Below are 18,961 nucleotides of genomic sequence, written 5' to 3'. Positions count from 1 at the left end.
CTGAACTTCCGCCGTGATGCACTTGCCATGCTCTTGATCCTCTCCCATCAAGAGGAACTGTCCAAGAACCTTGATACACCCCACTTCGGTCACACCGCCGCTGTCAGCCGCGAGCACTACACCGATCTCGGGCAGGTCGGGCCGATGCTCCTCGAGGCGCAGCGCCGACGCACTGATAGTACGCACTGAGGTACGCAATGAGTCGCGTCTATCGCTATTAACCCAGGTCAACTGATGTCAGCGAGTAGTTGTCGATATAAGCTTTTGAACTGCGGTGTTACCCATGTCAGCTCCCACTAGTCAACATGCGTACCTGCGACGCAGAAGGTCGTAGGTTCGAATCTTGTCGCGGGCACCACATCGCGAAATCCCGCGGTTCCTGAGAACGGAACCGCGGGATTTCGCATTTTCACTGCCGGAGATGCTTCCCCTGAACGGGGCGGGGGCACTGCTTGCCGAGAGCGGTCGGCCAGCGGCAGTGCAGTGCGCCGATCACTCGGTGACGGCGATGGTCTCCGTGGTGATGACGGATTTGCTGCCCTTGGCATAGCGGACTTCGACGGTCAGCGTGTCACCGGGCTCCACGCCCGCGGTGTGCTTGATGTTCTTGAACGTCTTCGCCCATTCCGTCGTGGATCCGGGGAACCGGAAGGTCGTGGGCTTGCGGTCATCGTTCGAGGGGTGGACGGAGACCATGATGTGCTCTCCGGTGGAGTTCGTACCCGAGATCACGAAACCCTTCTTCAGGTCCTTCCGCGTGACTTCCGCCGGCGCATCGACTCGGACCCCGTGACCGGGTTCGGCGGGTTCTTCGGGTGCGTCGTCGACGGTGAGGGTGATGAATGTGTTGCTGCTCTTGCCTGCCGCGCTGACCATGATCGAGAGGGTGTCGCCGGTGACGACTTCGTCGAGGCTGTCGTCGGTGTTGGAGAGCTGTCGGTGGACCTCGTCGCGGTATTGGGCGCCGAAGGTGGTCGACAGCGGCAGTTCGAGGGTCCATGCGCCGGTGTCGTCGGTGGTGACCTCGGGGACGTCGGATTTGACGTAGTAGGTGTTGCCGGAGGTGGTCATGATCGCCAGTTGGCGGATGTCGACGGGGGTGTTGGGTGTGGCGGTGCCGGTGATGCTGATGGTGGCGTCGTCGTCGCCTTCGGTGTAGGTGATGTCCGAGGTGGTGATTTTCGGGAAGACGACCTCGGCCGCCGCTGCGGCAACGGACGCCGGAATGGAGGCGGCCGCGATCGCCGGCGCGCCGAGACCGGTGAGAGCGAGTGCGATCGCAGGTGCCAGGACCAGAGACTTCTTCATGATTCCCCTTACGGTGAGCGAGTGATCCACCGCCATTACATGCTCTGGATGTGCTGGCCCGATGAATGAACCTTGAACGAGCGGCGAACGGGCACGCGATGAACGGCGCAGAGCCTGGGCCGCGCGATGGTCCGGACGTGCCGTCCGCCCGCCGCCTCGGCCACGAGTCGGCGCCTCCGCCGGCCATCGATGCCTCCCGCGCGGCAGCTCGGTTCTCAGCGGCGCCGGCCGCCGGGGCGGGCCCGTTCGACCGCGATCGCGACACCCACCCGGGTGTCCGCGGCGAGCTTGAGCATGACGCGTCCCAGGTGCACCTTGACCGTCGCCTCGGACAGGAACAGCCGGTCGGCGATGAGCCGGTTCGTCAGGCCCTCGGCCACGAGCTCGGCGACCTCCCGCTCGCGCTCGGTGAGGGTGCCGAGCAGGCGCTGGGCATCGTGCTGCACCGTGAACCGCCCACCGACCCCGAACCTTCGGATGAGGTGGAGAGTGGCGCGCGGGGAGAGGAACGCGTCACCGGCCATCACGGTGCGGATCGCACCCACGAGGTCCGCCGGAGGGGTGTCCTTGAGGAGGAAGCCGACCGCTCCGGCCTCGAGCGCCCGGAACACCGCGTCCTCGCTGTCGAAGCTCGTGAGCGCCACGACGAGCGGAGGGCGCACGGCGTTGACGAGCGCGGCGGTCGCGGTGATGCCGTCCATCCCCGGCATCCGGATGTCCATGATGACGACGTCGGGGAAGTGCGCGGCGGCACGGTCGATCGCCTCGGCACCGTCCGCCGCCTCGCCGACGACCTCGAGATCCGGCGCCTGCTGCAGGATCGCCCGGATGCCCGCTCGCGAATACGGGTCGTCGTCGACGACGAGGACCCGGATCGGGGCGGTCCGCGGGGGCGGTTCGGGGTCGGCGGTCACCTCTCGAATATAGGTCACACCCCGCGCCAGGCCTGCGCGGCCTCGATGGGCCACGGGAGCGTCGCGTCGACGACGAAGCAGCCCTCATGGACGCCGATCCACGACGCGCCCGACAGCAGGCGCACCCGCTCGCGGATGCCTGCGATCCCGGAGCCCGCGCCCGAGCCCTGCAGCACCGGGTCCACGGGTCTGCCGATCGGATTCGACACCCGGATCCTGATATCCGATCCCGGCGCACCCTCGACGTACAGCGAGACGGGGGCGCCCGGCGCGTGCTTGAGCGCGTTGGTCAGGGATTCCTGCGCGATCCGGTAGATGCTGCGATCGAGGGCGGCCGGGGCCGATTCCGTGCCGTCGAGCAGCACGACGGCGTCCACCGCCGTCCCGGCCTCGCGCAGCGAGCGGACGAGGCGGGGGAGTGCGCGCATGGAGGCGGTGGCCGGTGCCTCGGTCGGACCGGTGGAGGAGGCCGGGCCGCCGGTCCGCAGATCCCCGAGCAGACCGCGCAGATCCTCGAGCGAGGCGTGCGCCTGTCCCCGGAGCACGCGCGCGGCGTGAGCGAGTGCCGGGTCGGAAGTGTGCGTCGCCGTCTCCAGCGCCCCCGACTGCAGGGAGATCACCGACAACCGGTGGGCGAGCGCATCATGGATCTCCGTGGCGAGCCGGTCCCGTTCGGACGTGCGGGCGAGCTCCGAGCTGAGATCGGCGTTGCGGGCGTCGACGGCCTCGACGCGGGTGCGTGCGGTGGCGGTCTCGCGCCGACTGCGGACGAGGAGTGCCAGCCCGCCGGTGGTGCCGAGCGACATCGCCGCGACGATGAGGACGACGATCGCGGCGACCGCCCCGCTGCCGGGCGTGTCCGGCGTGCCCGTGACCCCGAAGAGCGAGCCGGTCATCGTCGACTGCGGATCGCGGACGATGTCACGCACCGTGGCGAACACGACGAGCACCCCCGCGCCGGCCGCTGCGGCGATCGCGGGCCATCCGCGCAGCCGTGCGAGAGCGTGGAAGGCGCCGATGAGGACGAGCCAGTAGTCCATGCCGACGAGTGTGAGGAGGGCACCTGCGACGAGCGGCACGACGGGGAAGCGTCGCCGCAGGAACACGGTGAGCCAGAGCAGGCAGGCGAGGAGCAGGACGACGATCCCGAGGTCGGTCGGGAGCCCCGGTCCGGAGGTGGCGCCCGGCACGCCCTCGATGCTGAGGAACGTGAGGAGGACACCCAGCAGGTACAGCACGATGTCCCACAGGGTGAGCAGGGAGAGGCGCACGATCCGCCCGGCAAGGGTATTCACGATCCCCACCGTAGTGCGGGGTCCGGACACGGCCATCAGCCGATCGGTCGGTGCGGTCGAGCCGATCGGCTGATGTGGGGGAAGCGACGGGCGACCGACGATGGGTCTCGTCCGCACCATCGCACGGTCGGCCCACCGGCCCGCACCCGAACCCCGAGGAGATCCCATGTCCCAGAACCCGACCCCGCAGCCCGGACACCCGGGCGGGCACCACCCGCACGCCGGTGGACCTCACGATCCGCAGGGTCCGCCCCGCCCCCCGTACGGGCATCCCGTGCCGCCCGGCCAGCAGCCGTGGGGCGCAGGCCCGCAGCCCGGCCCGAACGGTTACGGCATGCCCCCGGGCGCGCCCCACCCGGCGCCGCCGAAGCGGAAGTCGATCTTCAAGCGCTGGTGGTTCTGGGTGGGCGTCGTCGTGCTCCTCGTCATCGTCGGCAGCTGCGCGGGAGGAGGCGGCGAGCAGCAGACCTCCGACACCGGTCAGGACACCGCCGGAGAGCAGGATGTGGAGCAGCGCGCCCCGGCGGAAGAAGAGGGTGGCGGCGAGGATGCCGCGGAGGACGCGGCCGCGGCCGAGGCGCCGGAGGAGAAGTCCGCGGGCATCGGCGAGCCGGTCGCGAGCGGGGACTTCGAGGTGACCGTCTCCGATGTCGAGTCCGGGGTCTCCTCGGTCGGTGACGACATGTTCGGGGCAGAGGCACAGGGACAGTTCGTCGTCGTGAGCATGGAGGTGACGAACGTCGGGGACTCGCCGGTGATGTTCTTCTCCAGCGATGTGGAGCTCACCGATGCCGAGGGTCGCACGTACGCCGCCGACGAGGGCTCCGCGATGTACCTCGAGGACAGCAACTCCTTCCTCGAGGAGATCAATCCCGGCAACACGGTCGACGGGATCGTGCTGTTCGATGTGCCCGAGGGCGTGGAGCCCGACACCCTCGTGTTCCGCGGCGGCCTGTTCGACGAACCGATCGAGATCGCGATCGGTTGAGCACCACTGCTCTCGGCGCCCAGACCGAGGGGCCCGGCCGGCGGCACTGCACCGCCGGCCGGGTCGGTGCCGCCGACCGGATCCGTGCCCGCCCGCCGGCGCACCCTCCCCACCCGGCTCGCACCCGCGGCCCTGCGGGTAATACCCTGAGACGGTGACTCCTGAAGAACTCAAGTCGGCCATCAGCGCCGTCATCGCCGAACTCAACGCCGCCGGCCTCGCGATCACCGAGCCGGACACGATCGTCGTCGAGCGCCCGAAGAACCGCGACCACGGCGACTGGGCTTCGAACATCGCCCTGCAGACGGCCAAGCGGGCCGGCCTCAAGCCGCGCGACCTCGCCGAGCAGATCGCCGAGCGGCTGCGCGCCCGCTCCGGCATCGACGCCGTCGACGTCGCCGGACCCGGCTTCCTCAACATCACCCTCGCCGCCGATGCCGCCGGACGCCTCGCCGCGGACATCGTCGCCGCCGGAGAGTCCTACGGCACCGGCGACGCGCTCGCCGGACACGTCGTCAACATGGAGTTCGTGTCCGCCAACCCCACCGGTCCGCTCCACCTCGGCCACACCCGCTGGGCCGCGCTCGGCGACGCGATCGCCCGTGTGCTCCGCGCCGCCGGGGCCGAGGTCGCCAGTGAGTACTACATCAACGACGCCGGCTCGCAGATGGACACCTTCGCGAACTCTGTCCTCGCCCGCATGCACGGTCGCGCGGTCCCCGAGGGCGGCTATCCGGGGCAGTACGTCGCCGACATCGCCGAGGCGATCCGCGCCGAGCGGCCCGCACTCGCCGCGGCCCCCGAGGACGAGGCCCGCGCCGAGGTCCGCGACCGCGCCTACGCCCTGCAGATGGCCGACATCCGCAGCACGCTGCAGGATTTCGGCGTGCACTTCGACGTGTGGTTCTCCGAGGCGTCCCTGCACGCCTCCGGAGCGATCGAGAAGGCCGTCGCCCGGCTCCGCGAGCAGGGCCACGTCTACGAGGACGGGGGAGCGGTGTGGCTGCGCACCACGACCTTCGGCGACGACAAGGACCGGGTGCTCATCCGCGCCGACGGCCAGCCCACGTACTTCGCCGCCGACGCCGCCTACTACCTCGACAAGAAGGACCGCGGCTTCACCGAGAAGATCTACCTCCTCGGTGCCGACCACCACGGCTACATCGGCCGGCTCAAGGCGATCGCGGCGGCCGCCGGAGACGATCCGGAGACGAACATCGAGGTCCTCATCGGCCAGCTCATCTCGATCAACGGGGCGAAGCTCTCCAAGCGCGCCGGCAACATCATCGAGCTGCGCGACCTCATCGACTGGCTCGGCGCCGACGCCGTGCGCTACTCGCTCGCCCGCACCCCGGCGGACTCGCCGCTCACCCTCGACCCCGAGGTGCTCCGCTCGGCGAGCAACGACAATCCCGTCTACTACGTCCAGTACGCGCACGCCCGCGCATGCAGCATCGAGCGCAACGCCGTGACCGCCGGGATCACCACCGAGGCGTTCGACCCCGCCGCGCTCACCGACCCGACGGAGACGGTGCTGCTCGCCGCGCTCGCCGACTTCCCGCGCGTCGTCGCCCAGGCCGCGCAGCTGCGCGAGCCGCACCGGATCGCGCGCTACCTCGAGAGCGTCGCCGGACTGTTCCACAAGTGGTACGACGCCTGCCGCGTGACCCCGCGCACCGACGACGAGATCACCCCCGTGCACTCCTCGCGCCTCATGCTCGACCGGGCCACCGCGACCGTCTTGGCCAATGGACTCGGGCTGCTGGGCGTCGGCGCGCCTGAGAGGATGTAGGGGTGCCCGCACACATCGCCGGCAGTCTCCACGCCGTCCCGTCCCCGGTCTGGCTGCCGTTCCCCGACGACGTCAACGCGCTCATGCCGAGCCTGTGGTCGGCGAACGTCACCAAGGGCGACGACGGGGTGCTGCGCATCGCCGGGCACTCGGTCGTCGACCTCGCCGCCGCGCACGGCACCCCGATGTACGTCCTCGACGTCGCCGACTTCCGAGCCCGCGCCGCCGAGTTCGCCACCGTCTTCTCCCGCGCCTTCGAGCGCGTCGGCCCGGGTGCCCGCGGCTACTACGCCGGCAAGGCGTTCCTCTGCACCGCGGCCGCCGGCTGGATCGCCGAGGCCGGACTCGGCCTCGACTGCTGCACGCTGGGCGAGCTCATGGTCGCGCAGCGGGCCGGCTTCGACCCCGCGCTCGTCGGCCTCCACGGCAACAACAAGTCGGACGAGGAGATCGCCTACGCCCTCGACTGGGGGATCGGCCGCATCGTCATCGACTCCTTCGACGAGATCCCGCGGGTCGCCGCCGCCGCTGCCGCCCGCGGCATCACCGCACCCGTCATGCTCCGCATCACCGTCGGCGTCGAGGCGCACACCCACGACTTCATCGCGACCGCCCACGAGGACCAGAAGTTCGGGCTCAGCCTACAGGGCGGGGACGCCGCCGCGGCTGCGGCGCAGATCATCGACGTCCCCGAGCTCGAACTCCTCGGGCTCCACAGCCACATCGGATCGCAGATCTTCGACAAGGCCGGGTTCGAGGTCGCCGCCGGCAGGATCATCGGCCTGCGGGCCCAGCTCGAGCGGGCCCACGGGGTCTCCCTGCCCGAGGTCGACCTCGGCGGCGGGTTCGGCATCCAGTACACCTCGCAGGACACCCCGACCTCGTTCGCCGAGATCGCCGAGCAGCTCGCCGACCTCGTCGCCAAGGCGTGTGCCGAGCACGGCAGCGCGATGCCGCTCGTGTCCTTCGAGCCCGGTCGCGCGATCGCAGGCCCGGCGATGTTCACCCTCTACCGGGCCGGCACGGTCAAACCCGTCGACACCGGCAGCGGAGTGCGCTGCTACGTCAGCGTCGACGGCGGGATGAGCGACAACATCCGCACCGCCCTCTACGACGCCGACTACTCGTGCACGCTCGCCAACCGCGCCTCGGCAGAACCGCCCGTCGTCGTGCGCGTCGTCGGCAAGCACTGCGAGAGCGGGGACATCGTCGTCCGCGACGAGTACCTGCCGGCCGACATCACCGCCGGCGACCTCATCGCGGTGCCCGGCACCGGCGCCTACTGCCGACCGCTCGCCTCGAACTACAACCACGTGCCCCGCCCCGGGGTGCTCGCCGTCGAGGGCGCCGAGGTCCGCTGGGCGATCCGCCCCGAGAGCTATCAGGACATGTTCGCCACCGACCCCGGGTTCGCGCCCGGGACCGATCCCGAAGAGTGAGAGCCCTATGAAATCTCTGCACGTCGCCATGCTCGGCTGCGGTGTCGTCGGCACCGAGGTCGCCCGCCGGATCCTCGAGAACGGGGACGATCTCGCCCAGCGCACCGGAGCGCGCCTCGAGCTCACCGCCGTCGCCGTGCGCGACGCGGACAAGGAGCGCCCCGGCATCCCCGCGGAGCTCCTCACCACCGACGCCCAGGCCGCGATCGCCGGTGCCGACATCGTCATCGAGCTCATGGGCGGCATCGAACCCGCCCGCGAGCTCATCCTCGCGGCGCTGCGCTCGGGGGCCTCGGTGGTGACGGCGAACAAGGCGCTGCTCGCGGAGTCCTACGGCGAGCTCATGCAGGCCGCCGACTCCGCCGAGGTGCGCCTCGAGCACGAGGCCGCGGTCGCCGGGGCGATCCCGATCATCCGCCCCGTCGGCGACTCGCTCGCCGGTGACCGGATCACCCGCGTCATGGGCATCGTCAACGGCACGACGAACTACATCCTCGACCAGATGGACTCCGAGGGGTGGGACTTCGACACCGCGCTGCGCACCGCGCAGGAGCTCGGCTTCGCCGAGGCGGACCCGACGGCGGACATCGGCGGCCACGACGCCGCCGCGAAGGCCGCGATCCTCGCCGCGATCGCCTTCCACACCCCCGTCACCATCGACGACGTCGACGTCGAGGGCATCACCGGCGTCACCGCTGACATGATCGAGACCGCCCGTGCGCAGGGCTTCACCATCAAGCTGCTCGCGATCTGCGAGGAGCTCGCAGACTCGCCCGAGGGCCCGGGAGTCTCCGCCCGCGTGTACCCCGCGCTGCTCCCGCGCGACCACGTGCTGTCCGGCGTCGGCGGCGCGTTCAACGCGGTGTTCGTCGAGGCCGAGGCCGCCGGCGAGCTCATGTTCTACGGCCAGGGCGCCGGTGGGGCGCCGACCGCCTCGGCCGTGCTCGGCGACGTCGTGTCGGTCGGCCGCCGCAAGGTGCTCGGCGGCCGCGGCCAGTACGAGCGCGCGGTCGCGGTGCGCCGTCCGGTGCTGCCGATCTCCGCGATCACCACCCGCTACCAGATCACCCTCGACGTGTTCGACCGGCCCGGGGTGCTCTCCCGGGTGACCGAGGTGTTCGCCTCGGAGCAGGTGTCGATCGAGCTCGTCCAGCAGACCCAGGTCGTCGACGAGCCCGAGGGCACCGAGCAGCGCGCCAAGCTCGTCATCGCCACGCACTCGGGCACCGATGCCGCGCTGCGCCGCACCGTCGACCGGCTCGCCGCGCTCGACGTCGTCAACGCCCTGACCTCGGTGCTGCGCATCGAGGGCCACTGAGCCGCCCGCGCCCCGCCCGCCCGACATGTCCGGAAGGAACCCCATGAACGCACAGCACCGCCACCAGTGGCAGGGAGTCATCGAGGAGTACCGCGGCCTCCTCGACATCGCCGACACCACCGCCGCCGTCACCCTGGGGGAGGGCGGCACGCCGCTCATCCACGCCGCCGGCCTGTCCGAGCGCACCGGTGCCGAGGTGTGGGTCAAGTACGAGGGCATGAACCCGACCGCCTCCTTCAAGGACCGCGGCATGACGATGGCGATCTCGAAGGCGGTGGAGTACGGTGCCAAGGCCGTGATCTGCGCCTCGACCGGGAACACCTCGGCCTCGGCGGCGGCCTACGCGACGAAGGCCGGGCTCACGTGCGCGGTGCTCGTGCCGGCCGGCAAGATCTCGGTGGGCAAGATGAGCCAGGCCGTCGCGCACGGCGCAGAGCTCCTCGAGATCGATGGCAACTTCGACGACTGCCTCACCCTGTGCCGCAAGCTCTCCGAGGCCTACCCGGTGCACCTCGTCAACTCGGTCAACCCCGACCGCATCGAGGGCCAGAAGACCGCGTCGTTCGAGGTCGTCGACCGGCTCGGGCAGGCCCCGGACATCCACGTCCTGCCCGTCGGCAACGCCGGCAACATCACCGCCTACTGGAAGGGCTACCGCGAGTACGCGGAGCTCGGCCTGGCGGACTCCCGCCCGCGGATGTGGGGCTTCCAGGCCGCGGGTGCCGCCCCGCTCGTGCTCGGTCACCCGGTCGACGAGCCGGAGACCGTCGCGACCGCGATCCGGATCGGCAACCCGGCCTCGTGGGAGCAGGCGATCGCCGCCCGCGACGAGTCCGAGGGCCTCATCGACTCCGTCACCGACGACGAGATCCTCGCCGCGCACCGCCTCCTGTCCTCGACCGAGGGGATCTTCGTCGAGCCGGGCTCGGCGGCCTCGATCGCCGGTCTGCTCAAGCGCTCCGACGCCGGAGAGGTGCCGTCCGGAGCGACGATCGTGTGCACGGTCACCGGGCACGGGCTCAAGGACCCGCAGTGGGCGATCCGCACCGCCGACGGCGCGGATCTCGAGCCCACCCGGGTGTCGGTCGACGCCGTGTCGGCAGCCCGTGCGCTCGGACTCGAGGAGGGCTGATGCCGGTGGGCACGCCTGCCGACTCCTCCGTGCGCGGTGACCGGATCCCGGCCGGCCTCGAGGTGCTCGTCGAGGTGCCCGCCACCTCGGCGAACCTTGGCGCCGGCTACGACAGCTTCGGCATGGCGCTCGACATCCGCGATGCGGTGCGCGCCCGGATCACGCCCGCACCCATCGACCCCGAGGCCTGTGTCACCGTTTCCGGCGAGGGCGCGGACGTGCTGCCCCGGAGCACCGCGCACCTCATCCACCGGGTCGCCCGCGAGGTGCTCGCCGCGCGCGGACTCGAGCTCGGCGACCGCCTCGAGCTCGAGGCCCGCAACGTCATCCCCCAGTCGCGCGGCATGGGGTCCTCGGCCTCCGCCGTCGTCGCCGGCATCGCGATCGCCGACGCGATCGGGCAGGCCGCCGGATGCGAGCCGGAGACCGCCGCCGGCCGGCTGGCCTGGGCGACGCACTTCGAGGGTCATCCCGACAATGCCGCGCCGGCGCTGTTCGGGGGAGTGACGATCAGCTTCACCGACATCGGCGGTGCCGCGCAGTCGGTGTCGGTCCCCGTGGCCGACGGCGTGCGCGCGGTGCTCATCGTGCCCGAAACCCGGCTCGACACCGCGATCGCCCGGTCCCTGCTGCCGGAGACGGTCCCGCACGCCGATGCGGCGGCGAACTCCGCGATCGCCGGGCTGTTCGCCTATGCGATCTCCCATGACCCGGGGATGCTCCTCGAGGCGACCGTCGACCGCCTCCACCAGAACTACCGCCGGCCGGCGATGCTCGAGTCCCTCGAGCGCGTCGATGCGCTGCGTGCCGCCGGTCTGGCGGCCGTCGTGTCGGGTGCCGGCCCGACCGTCGCGGTGCTCGGCACCGGTGACGACCTCGCCGAGCGCGTGGCCGCCGTGCTGCGCGGCGATCCGGCCCGGATCCTCGCGACCGCGATCGCGCCGGTGGGGGTCCTCACCACGGTCGTCGACGAGTCCTGAGCACATCGCCCGGGGCTCCACGGAGGGCTCCCAGGCCAGCCGTCCGGCCGGCGGGGAGCAGGGTGGGGGAGCCGAGCGGTGCACGGCGGGTCCGATTCGCGCTGACCGGTGTCGAAGTGTAGGCTGGAGCCGTTCCCTCACGAGAAGTCGTGAGCTGTCAGGTCCGTTCGGATCGACTCCGTCGAGCGTGGCTCTGTTCGGATCGTTACCGTATCGAAGCGGATTCGCCGGGAACATTCTTCGTACCGCATCTGAAATCTTCAGGGTACTCCATTGAGAGCGCGCAGTGTCATGCGCGCCGTCCACCGCTGCGGAATCCATGTACGACTTCCCCGCAGCCGAACGAGGGAGAAGGAACCTTCGTGACTGAGACCACGAACAATGACTCTGCCGCCCGCACGGGAAGCCTGACCGCACTGCGGCTCCCGCAGCTCCAGGAGATGGCAGCAGGTCTGGGTATCAAGGGATACCGGCGTCTGCGCAAGAGCGACCTCATCGACGCCATCAACTCCGCCGGCGGACGGCAGAGCGCCGCCCCGGCCCGCCGTTCGCAGGCCGCCGAGGCGCCCGCCGCTCCCGCTGCCGAGGCGCCCGCCGCTCCCGCTGCCGAGGCGCCCGCCGCTCCCGCTGCCGAGGCGCCCGCCGCCCCGACGACCCCCGCCTCCGCGCCCGAGGCCCCCACCGGGAACATGCAGGGTGCCGAGCAGACCGAGGGCGAGCAGCGCTCGCGCCGCTCGCCGCGCCGTCGCGGCGGCGATGCCGCGCAGGCCGGTGAGACCCGTGGGCAGGGTGCCGAGTCCGGCACCCCCGCCGAGGAGCGCGGCGAGCAGCCCGGCCGCGGCCGACGCCGCGGCGGCGACCGCGACGAGAACCGCGACCAGGGCGACTCCCGCGCCGAGCGCGGGGGAGACCAGGGCGGCGACAAGCGCGACCACGGCAGCGACCGCAGCGATGACCGGAACCGTGATCGTGGGAACGACCGGAACAACGACCACGGCGGCGAGCGGAACAGCGATCGCAACGAGCGGGGCGGCGACCGGAACGGCAACCGCGACCGCAATGACCGCAACAACGATCGCAACAACGAGCGCGGCAACGATCGCAACGATCGCGGCAATGACCGGAACAACGACCGGAACGAGCGCGGCGACAACCGTGATCGCAATGACCGGAACAACGACCGCAATGACCGGAACAATGACCGGAACGACCGCAACGACCGCGGCGGCAGGAACCGGGACCGCGGGAACGACCGCCACGACCGCGACTCCGACCGGCGCGGCCGGAACCGGGGGCGCGACCGCAAGCGGCGCGGTGGGCGCAACGACTTCGACGAGCCGGAGCTCCGGCCCGACGACGTGCTCATCCCCGTCGGCGGCATCCTCGATGTCCACGACAACTACGCCTTCCTGCGCACGACGAACTACCTCCCGGGGCCGAACGACGTCTACGTCTCGGCGAACATGGTCAAGCGCAACGGCCTGCGCAAGGGCGACGTCGTCGTCGGCGCGATCCGCCAGTCCCGCGAGGGCGAGCAGCGCTCCGGCAAGCGCGAGAAGTTCGATGCGCTCGTGCGCCTCGACTCCGTCAACGGCCTGAGCGTCGAGGACGCCAAACGGCGCGTCGAGTTCTCCAAGCTCACCCCGCTCTACCCGCAGGAGCGCCTGCGGATGGAGACCACCTCGAAGCAGATCTCCGGACGCATCATCGACCTCGTCGCCCCGATCGGCAAGGGTCAGCGCGGCCTCATCGTCGCGCCGCCCAAGGCCGGCAAGACGATGATCATGCAGCAGATCGCGAACGCGATCACCGCGAACAACCCCGCGGTGCACCTCATGGTCGTGCTCGTCGACGAGCGCCCCGAAGAGGTCACCGACATGGAGCGCGCGGTCAAGGGCGAGGTCATCGCCTCGACCTTCGACCGCCCGGCGGACGACCACACGACGATCGCCGAGCTCGCCATCGAGCGCGCCAAGCGCCTCGTCGAGATGGGCCAGGACGTCGTCGTGCTCCTCGACAACATCACCCGCCTGGGGCGCGCCTACAACCTCGCCCAGCCGGCGTCCGGACGCATCCTGTCCGGCGGTGTGGACGCCAATGCGCTCTACCCGCCGAAGAAGTTCTTCGGTGCCGCGCGCAACATCGAGGGCGGCGGCTCGCTCACCATCCTCGCCACCGCGCTCGTCGAGACCGGGTCGAAGATGGACGAGGTGATCTTCGAGGAGTTCAAGGGCACCGGCAACATGGAGCTGCGCCTCAGCCGCCACCTCGCGGACAAGCGCATCTACCCGGCCGTGGACGTCAACTCCTCGGGCACCCGTCGTGAGGAGAACCTCATGAGCCCGGAGGAGCGGAAGATCATGTGGAAGCTGCGTCGCGTGCTGTCCGGTCTCGAGCAGCAGCAGTCGCTCGAGCTGCTCCTGTCGAAGCTCAAGGAGACCGGCTCGAACGCGGAGTTCCTCATGCAGGTGCAGAAGACGACTCCGCTGCCGAAGTCCGCCGCCGACGAGTACTGATCGATGAGCGCAGGGCATGCCGGCGCGGACATCGAATCGCTCACCCAGACGGTGCGCTCGCTCCTCGACGAGCACGCGCGCGTCGAGCAGGACCTCGCCGACCCGGAGGTGCACCAGCACCCCGGGTCGGCGAGGCGCCTGACCCGGCGCTACGCCGAGCTCGACCAGGTGGCCGAGTGCTGGCGCGAGCTCACCGCCGTCGACGCCGATCTCGGCGCCGCGGCCGAGCTCTCCGCGGAGGACGCGTCCTTCGCCGCTGAGGTCGAGGAGCTCACCGAGCGTCGCAGCGCGCTGCTCGCCCGCCTGCGCGAGCTGCTCGTGCCGCGCGACCCCGACGACGCCCGCGACGCCCTCATCGAGATCCGGGCGGGGGAGGGCGGCGAGGAATCCGCGCTGTTCGCCTCCGACCTCCTGCGCATGTACCAGCGGTGGGCGGACTCCCGCGGCTGGACGACGGAGATCCTCGACCGGACCGCCTCCGACCTCGGTGGCAGCAAGGACGTCACCCTCGCTGTGAAGTCGAAGGACGGGGGAGTGTACGGCTGGCTGCGGTTCGAGGGCGGCGTGCACCGCGTGCAGCGCGTACCGGTGACCGAATCGCAGGGCCGGATCCACACCTCGGCCGCCGGCGTGCTCGTCTTCCCCGAGGTCGACGAGCCCGAGGAGGTCCAGATCGCGGACTCCGACCTCCGGATCGACGTCTACCGCTCCTCGGGACCCGGAGGCCAGTCCGTCAACACCACCGATTCCGCCGTCCGGATCACCCACCTGCCCACCGGCATCGTGGCGAGCTGCCAGAACGAGAAGTCGCAGCTCCAGAACCGCGAGGCCGCGATGCGCATCCTGCGCGCCCGGATCCTCGCCCGCCAGGCGGAGGAAGCGGCCGCCGCCGCCAACGACCTGCGCCGCACCCAGGTGCGCACGGTCGACCGCTCCGAGCGGATCCGCACGTACAACTTCCCGGAGAACCGGATCGCCGACCACCGCACGGGGTACAAGGCCCACAACCTCGACCAGGTGCTGTCCGGCCAGCTCGACCCGGTCATCGAGTCCTCCCGGGCCGCCGAGCGCGCCCGCCGGCTCGACGCGATCGGCTGAGCCCCGATGCCCGCTCCCACCCCCGACGCCGTGCTCGCCGTCACGGCCGACCGGCTGCGTGAGGCCGCAGTGCCCTCGCCGTCGGCCGACGCGCGGCTGCTCCTCGCCCACGCCTGGGACTGCACCCCGGGTGAGCTCGGGCTGCGCTCCCTGCGCGGCACCGCCGTCCCGGAGCCCGTGCGCGCCCGCCTCGCCGACCTGCTCGAGCGCCGCTGCGCCCGCGAGCCGCTCCAGCACATCACCGGCTCCGCCGCCTTCCGCTACCTCGAGCTCGCTGTCGGCCCGGGGGTCTTCATCCCGCGCCCCGAGACCGAGCTCCTCGTCGATCAGGTGATCGCCGCCGCCCGCGGCATCGAGCGGCCGCGCATCCTCGATCTGTGCACCGGCTCCGGCGCGATCGCCCTCGCCGTCGCGACCGAGGTGCCCGGCAGCACCGTCGTCGCGGTGGAGAAGGAGGAAGCCGCGCTCGCCGCCGCGCATCGCAATGTCGACACCCACCGGCACGCCGTGGCAGCCGCCGGCAGCACGGTCACGCTGCTCGCCGCCGACATCCGCGAACTCCCGGAGATCGGCGCCTTCGACGTCCTCGTCTCCAACCCGCCCTACATCCCCGCCGGACGCACGCCGGACGCCCCCGAGGTCGGGGAGCACGACCCGGCGAGCGCGCTGTTCGGCGGGGGCGCCGACGGCATGGAGCTGCCGGCAGCAGTGGTGCGCGCCGGCGTCCGGGTGCTCCGACCCGGCGGCACGATCGTCGTCGAGCACGACGACACCCAGGGTGCGGCGCTGCGCACCCTGCTCACGGCGAGCGGCTTCACCGGTGCGCGCACCCACCGCGATTACACTGACAGGGACCGCTTCACGACCGCCGCACTACCGGAAGAGAGCTGATGTCACGCACCTTCGACGTCCGCAACGACGATGTCCGTGATCTCGTGTTCGAGGAGTGCGCCCGCGTCGTGCGCGCCCAGGGGCTCATCGTGCTCCCCACCGACACGGTGTACGGCATCGCCGCCGACGCCTTCTCCCCGGAGGGGGTGGCGAAGCTCCTCGCCGCCAAGGGCCGCGGCCGGGACATGCCGCCGCCGGTCCTCGTCGGCCGGCGCGAGGCGCTCATGGGGCTCGCCGAGGTCGCCGACGAACGCATCCTCACGTTGACGAAGCGCTTCTGGCCGGGTCCGCTCACGATCATCTGCACCGCCCAGCCGTTCCTCGACTGGGACCTCGGCGACACCCACGGCACGGTCGCGATCCGGATGCCCGACGAGGACCGGACGCGCGAGCTCCTCGTCCTCACCGGGCCGCTCGCGGTGTCGAGCGCGAACACCACGGGATCCCCGGCCGCCTCGACCGCGGACCAGGCCGAATCGATGCTCGGCGATGCCGTCGACGTCTACCTCGACGGCGGCCCGGTGCTCGGCGGGAGGTCCTCGACGATCGTCGACATGACCGCGCGACCCCCGCGCCTCGTCCGCTCCGGCCCGATCACCCACGGGCAGCTTCTCGAGGTCGTGCCGGACCTCGTGGATGTGGACGGCTGAGTGCGCGCCTATCTGTTCATCGTGGTGATCGCTGCGATCACCACCTACCTCGTGACCCCGATGGTCCGGCGCATCGCGGAGCGGGGGCTGATCTTCTCGCCCCTGCGCGAACGCGACGTCCACTCGGTGCCGACGCCGCGCCTCGGCGGGGTCGCGATCTTCGCCGGGGTCATGGTGGGTCTGCTCTTCGCCTCGCGCACCCCGTTCCTCGAGGAGCTCTTCGAGCAGCCGGCACCGGTCATCGGGATCGCCGGGGCCGCGGCGATGGTCTGCCTGCTCGGCGTCATCGACGACATCTGGGACCTCCACTGGATCACCAAGCTCGCCGGGCAGACGCTCGCCGCCGGGTTCATGGCGCTCAACGGCGTGGCGATGCTCTCGATCCCGTTCAACGAGGTCATCATCGGCTCGCCGCGGATGTCGATCATCGTCACCGTGCTCGTCGTTCTCGTGACGATCAATGCGGTGAACTTCGTCGACGGCCTCGACGGGCTCGCCGCCGGCGTCGTGACGATCGGGGGAGTGGCGTTCTTCGTCTACTCCTACGGACTCGCCGTCGACACCAGCCCGGACAGCTACGCGAACCTCGCCTCGCTCATCATCTCCGTGCTCGTCGGCGCCTGCCTGGGCTTCCTGCCCCACAACTTCAACCCCGCACGGATCTTCATGGGCGACTCCGGCTCGATGCTCATCGGCCTGCTCCTCGCCGCCTCGACGATCCGCGTCACCGGCCAGGTCGACCCGGCGCTGCTCGGCCGCGAGCGCGTCCTCCCCACCTTCCTCCCGATCATCCTCCCGGTCGCGGTGATGTTCCTGCCGCTGCTCGATCTCATGCTCGCGGTGGTGCGCCGCATGCTCGCCGGCCAGTCGCCGTTCTCCGCCGACGCCAAGCACCTCCACCACCGCATGCTCCGGCTCGGCCACTCCCACGCCCGCGCCGTGCTCCTGCTCTACCTGTGGACGGCGATCTTCGCCTTCGGCACGGTCTCCTTCCTCATGCTCCCGCCGGGCACCGTGATCTCCGTGCTCTTCGTCGCGATCGCTGTGACCCTCATCCTGACGTTCTACCCGCTGCGTGCCCGTCTGCGGGCCAAGGAGGAAATATGACTGCCCACGACACCGTCCGGACGATCATGCGCGGCATCATCGTGCGCGGTCTGCTCATCACCGCCGTCATCGCCGTCATCGCCACGGTCGTCGGGTATCTCGTCGCCGGCATGCCGGGGGTGTGGGGCGCCCTCATCGGCGCGGCCACCGCATTCGTGTTCTTCGCGATCACCGCGCTCCTCATGCTGCTCACCGCGGACTCCTCGCCGGTGGTCATGGCCGGAGCCGTGCTCGGCGGCTTCCTCCTCAAGGTCGCCGGCCTCATCGCGCTCACCGCGAGCCTGCGGAACCTCGACTTCTACGATCCCTGGGTGCTCTTCGTCACACTCGCCGTCGGTGCCTTCGCCTCCCTCATCGTCGACGTCGTCACGGTGCAGCGCGCCCGCCTCCCGATCATCGACCCGAAGTAGGCGCCCGGAGGGCCGGGGGCACCCCGCCCGGAGCGGCGATCCGGTTTGGTCTGGCCCTCTACGGTTGGTAGAGTGACTGTGGAATCGCCGTGGAGTGCCTGAGCGCACACCGTGCAGATTTCACAGGCGCCAGCCCCACCTCCCATCCCGTCCGGGATCGAGGTGCGCTCGCCGGTCAGTGTTCGTCCATGGTGGTCAATCGGGAGCCCGGTTCGCCCCGCCGAGTCGTCAGGAGTCAGCCCTGTTCACTCCAGCTGCCTTGTCACCGACAATGCTTCTCGCAGCGAGCGAGGGAGGCGGTTTCCACGCCCCCGGTCTCGAGGAGTTCTATCCACCGGCAGTTCTGTTCGCGGGCACTCCGTTCGAGCTCAACCGGATCATGATCATCCGGATCCTCGTGAGCCTGCTGCTCGTGCTGCTCTTCGTGTGGCTCCTGCGCAACCCCAAGCTCGTCCCGGGGCGCGGTCAGTCGATCGCGGAGATGGTGCTCGACTTCGTCCGCAAGGGCATCGCCTACGACATGCTCGGCAAGAAGGACGGCGACCGCTTCTTCCCGCTCATCGCGGTGATCTTCCTGTCGGTCTTCGCTCTCAACATCACCGGCATCATCCCGTTCCTCAACATCTCCTCGAACGCGAACATCGGCATGCCGCTCGTCATGGCCCTCGTCGCCTACGTCGTCATGATCGGCGCCGGCATCAAGGCCCAGGGCGGCGGCCAGTACATCAAGAGCCAGCTCTTCCCGGCCGGCGTGCCCAAGGCGATGTACATCCTCGTCACCCCGATCGAAGCGGTCTCGACCTTCGTCGCCCGCCCGCTCAGCCTCACCCTCCGACTCACGTTCAACATGCTCGTCGGACACCTCCTCCTGGTGCTGTGCTTCGCGGCCACCCAGTACTTCGTCGTCGAGCTCGGCGGGGCCTGGGCGGCCTTCGGCGCACTCACCTTCATCGGCGGCTTCGCGTTCACGCTGTTCGAGATCCTGGTCGCGATCCTGCAGGCCTACATCTTCGCGCTGCTCACCGCCGCCTACATCCAGCTCAGCGTGTCGCACGACCACTGAGCCGGCCCATTGAACCTGTCAACCAACGGCTAGGAACGAGTCCGACCCACCAGTCGGATT

17 protein-coding genes are annotated in these 18,961 nt (G+C 70.6%); 14 read left to right on the top strand and 3 right to left on the bottom strand.

Translation table 11 applies throughout. From position 1 onward, the window contains the following. Nucleotides 1-189 (top strand): hypothetical protein (locus ABD883_RS08650; RefSeq protein ID WP_345031418.1); only part of this gene is annotated, 189 nt, incomplete at its 5' end. A 303-nt stretch (nt 190-492) separates the two neighbouring features. Here the strand turns inward: ABD883_RS08650 and ABD883_RS08645 are convergent. The 3 genes from ABD883_RS08645 to ABD883_RS08635 form a co-directional block, all read right to left on the bottom strand. Beyond that, entirely contained in the window at nt 493-1,308 is an 816-nt protein-coding gene (locus ABD883_RS08645; protein WP_345031416.1) for a hypothetical protein, read from the bottom strand. Between the two features lie 215 nt (nt 1,309-1,523). After that, the gene (locus tag ABD883_RS08640; protein WP_345031413.1) at nt 1,524-2,222 is read right to left on the bottom strand and encodes a response regulator; all 699 of its coding nucleotides are present in this window, start codon (nt 2,220-2,222) and stop codon (nt 1,524-1,526) included. Between the two features lie 14 nt (nt 2,223-2,236). After that, nucleotides 2,237-3,517, bottom strand: coding sequence for a sensor histidine kinase (locus ABD883_RS08635; RefSeq protein WP_345031410.1), 1,281 nt, complete (start codon nt 3,515-3,517; stop codon nt 2,237-2,239). A 166-nt stretch (nt 3,518-3,683) separates the two neighbouring features. On the opposite strand from ABD883_RS08635, the gene ABD883_RS08630 reads away from it, so the two are divergent. The 13 genes from ABD883_RS08630 to atpB all read left to right on the top strand — a co-directional run bounded on the left by ABD883_RS08630 (nt 3,684) and on the right by atpB (nt 18,901). Continuing rightward, entirely contained in the window at nt 3,684-4,505 is an 822-nt protein-coding gene (locus ABD883_RS08630) for a DUF4352 domain-containing protein (protein ID WP_345031407.1), read from the top strand. Between the two features lie 154 nt (nt 4,506-4,659). Further along, entirely contained in the window at nt 4,660-6,297 is a 1,638-nt protein-coding gene (gene argS, locus ABD883_RS08625; RefSeq protein ID WP_345031405.1) for an arginine--tRNA ligase, read from the top strand. 2 nt (nt 6,298-6,299) lie between these two features. Further along, entirely contained in the window at nt 6,300-7,736 is a 1,437-nt protein-coding gene (lysA, locus tag ABD883_RS08620; protein ID WP_345031403.1) for a diaminopimelate decarboxylase, read from the top strand. A gap of 7 nt (nt 7,737-7,743) precedes the next feature. After that, nucleotides 7,744-9,054: a homoserine dehydrogenase gene (locus ABD883_RS08615; protein WP_247425351.1), complete on the top strand. Its 1,311-nt coding sequence runs from the start codon at nt 7,744-7,746 to the stop codon at nt 9,052-9,054. Between the two features lie 43 nt (nt 9,055-9,097). After that, nucleotides 9,098-10,186 (top strand): threonine synthase, encoded by a 1,089-nt coding sequence (gene thrC, locus ABD883_RS08610; RefSeq protein WP_137319407.1) that lies wholly within the window; start codon nt 9,098-9,100, stop codon nt 10,184-10,186. Next, complete coding sequence (gene thrB / locus ABD883_RS08605; RefSeq protein WP_295691187.1) at nt 10,186-11,166, top strand: homoserine kinase; 981 nt, start codon at nt 10,186-10,188, stop codon at nt 11,164-11,166. Before thrC ends, thrB begins: the two co-directional genes overlap by 1 nt. 362 nt (nt 11,167-11,528) lie before the next feature. Beyond that, nucleotides 11,529-13,682, top strand: a complete 2,154-nt coding sequence (gene rho, locus ABD883_RS08600) for a transcription termination factor Rho (RefSeq protein WP_345031399.1) — start codon at nt 11,529-11,531, stop codon at nt 13,680-13,682. Nucleotides 13,683-13,685: 3 nt separating this feature from the next. Beyond that, on the top strand, nt 13,686-14,780 hold the full coding sequence (gene prfA / locus ABD883_RS08595; protein WP_137319410.1) for a peptide chain release factor 1: 1,095 nt from the start codon (nt 13,686-13,688) through the stop codon (nt 14,778-14,780). A gap of 6 nt (nt 14,781-14,786) precedes the next feature. Next, nucleotides 14,787-15,671: a peptide chain release factor N(5)-glutamine methyltransferase gene (gene prmC, locus ABD883_RS08590; protein ID WP_345031395.1), complete on the top strand. Its 885-nt coding sequence runs from the start codon at nt 14,787-14,789 to the stop codon at nt 15,669-15,671. Further along, nucleotides 15,671-16,321, top strand: a complete 651-nt coding sequence (locus ABD883_RS08585) for an L-threonylcarbamoyladenylate synthase (RefSeq protein ID WP_137319412.1) — start codon at nt 15,671-15,673, stop codon at nt 16,319-16,321. The genes prmC and ABD883_RS08585 overlap by 1 nt, the downstream gene beginning before the upstream one ends. Continuing rightward, a complete protein-coding gene (locus tag ABD883_RS08580) occupies nt 16,322-17,428 on the top strand; it encodes an MraY family glycosyltransferase (protein ID WP_345031391.1) in 1,107 nt (368 codons plus the stop codon). It abuts the gene before it with no gap. Then, nucleotides 17,425-17,838, top strand: coding sequence for a Cg1360 family ATP-synthase-associated protein (locus tag ABD883_RS08575; RefSeq protein WP_345031389.1), 414 nt, complete (start codon nt 17,425-17,427; stop codon nt 17,836-17,838). Before ABD883_RS08580 ends, ABD883_RS08575 begins: the two co-directional genes overlap by 4 nt. Before the next feature lie 271 nt (nt 17,839-18,109). Beyond that, on the top strand, nt 18,110-18,901 hold the full coding sequence (gene atpB, locus ABD883_RS08570) for a F0F1 ATP synthase subunit A (RefSeq protein WP_345031387.1): 792 nt from the start codon (nt 18,110-18,112) through the stop codon (nt 18,899-18,901). The last annotated feature ends 60 nt before the right edge of the window (nt 18,902-18,961 follow it).

The organism is Brevibacterium pityocampae, from assembly GCF_039541555.1.
Lineage (GTDB): Bacteria > Actinomycetota > Actinomycetes > Actinomycetales > Brevibacteriaceae > Brevibacterium > Brevibacterium pityocampae.
Note: the sequence above shows the minus strand (reverse complement) of the source record. Positions and strands in the feature narration are given on the sequence as shown.

Excerpts from the sequence above, each read along its gene's own strand:
- prfA (WP_137319410.1), top strand. The coding sequence starts at position 13,686 with ATGAGCGCAGGGCATGCCGGCGCGGACATCGAATCGCTCACCCAGACG.
- ABD883_RS08615 (WP_247425351.1), top strand. The coding sequence starts at position 7,744 with ATGAAATCTCTGCACGTCGCCATGCTCGGCTGCGGTGTCGTCGGCACC.
- thrB (WP_295691187.1), top strand. The coding sequence starts at position 10,186 with ATGCCGGTGGGCACGCCTGCCGACTCCTCCGTGCGCGGTGACCGGATC.
- ABD883_RS08630 (WP_345031407.1), top strand. The coding sequence starts at position 3,684 with ATGTCCCAGAACCCGACCCCGCAGCCCGGACACCCGGGCGGGCACCAC.
- atpB (WP_345031387.1), top strand. The coding sequence starts at position 18,110 with ATGCTTCTCGCAGCGAGCGAGGGAGGCGGTTTCCACGCCCCCGGTCTC.
- ABD883_RS08645 (WP_345031416.1), bottom strand. The coding sequence starts at position 1,308 with ATGAAGAAGTCTCTGGTCCTGGCACCTGCGATCGCACTCGCTCTCACC.
- thrC (WP_137319407.1), top strand. The coding sequence starts at position 9,098 with ATGAACGCACAGCACCGCCACCAGTGGCAGGGAGTCATCGAGGAGTAC.
- ABD883_RS08575 (WP_345031389.1), top strand. The coding sequence starts at position 17,425 with ATGACTGCCCACGACACCGTCCGGACGATCATGCGCGGCATCATCGTG.
- prmC (WP_345031395.1), top strand. The coding sequence starts at position 14,787 with ATGCCCGCTCCCACCCCCGACGCCGTGCTCGCCGTCACGGCCGACCGG.
- ABD883_RS08585 (WP_137319412.1), top strand. The coding sequence starts at position 15,671 with ATGTCACGCACCTTCGACGTCCGCAACGACGATGTCCGTGATCTCGTG.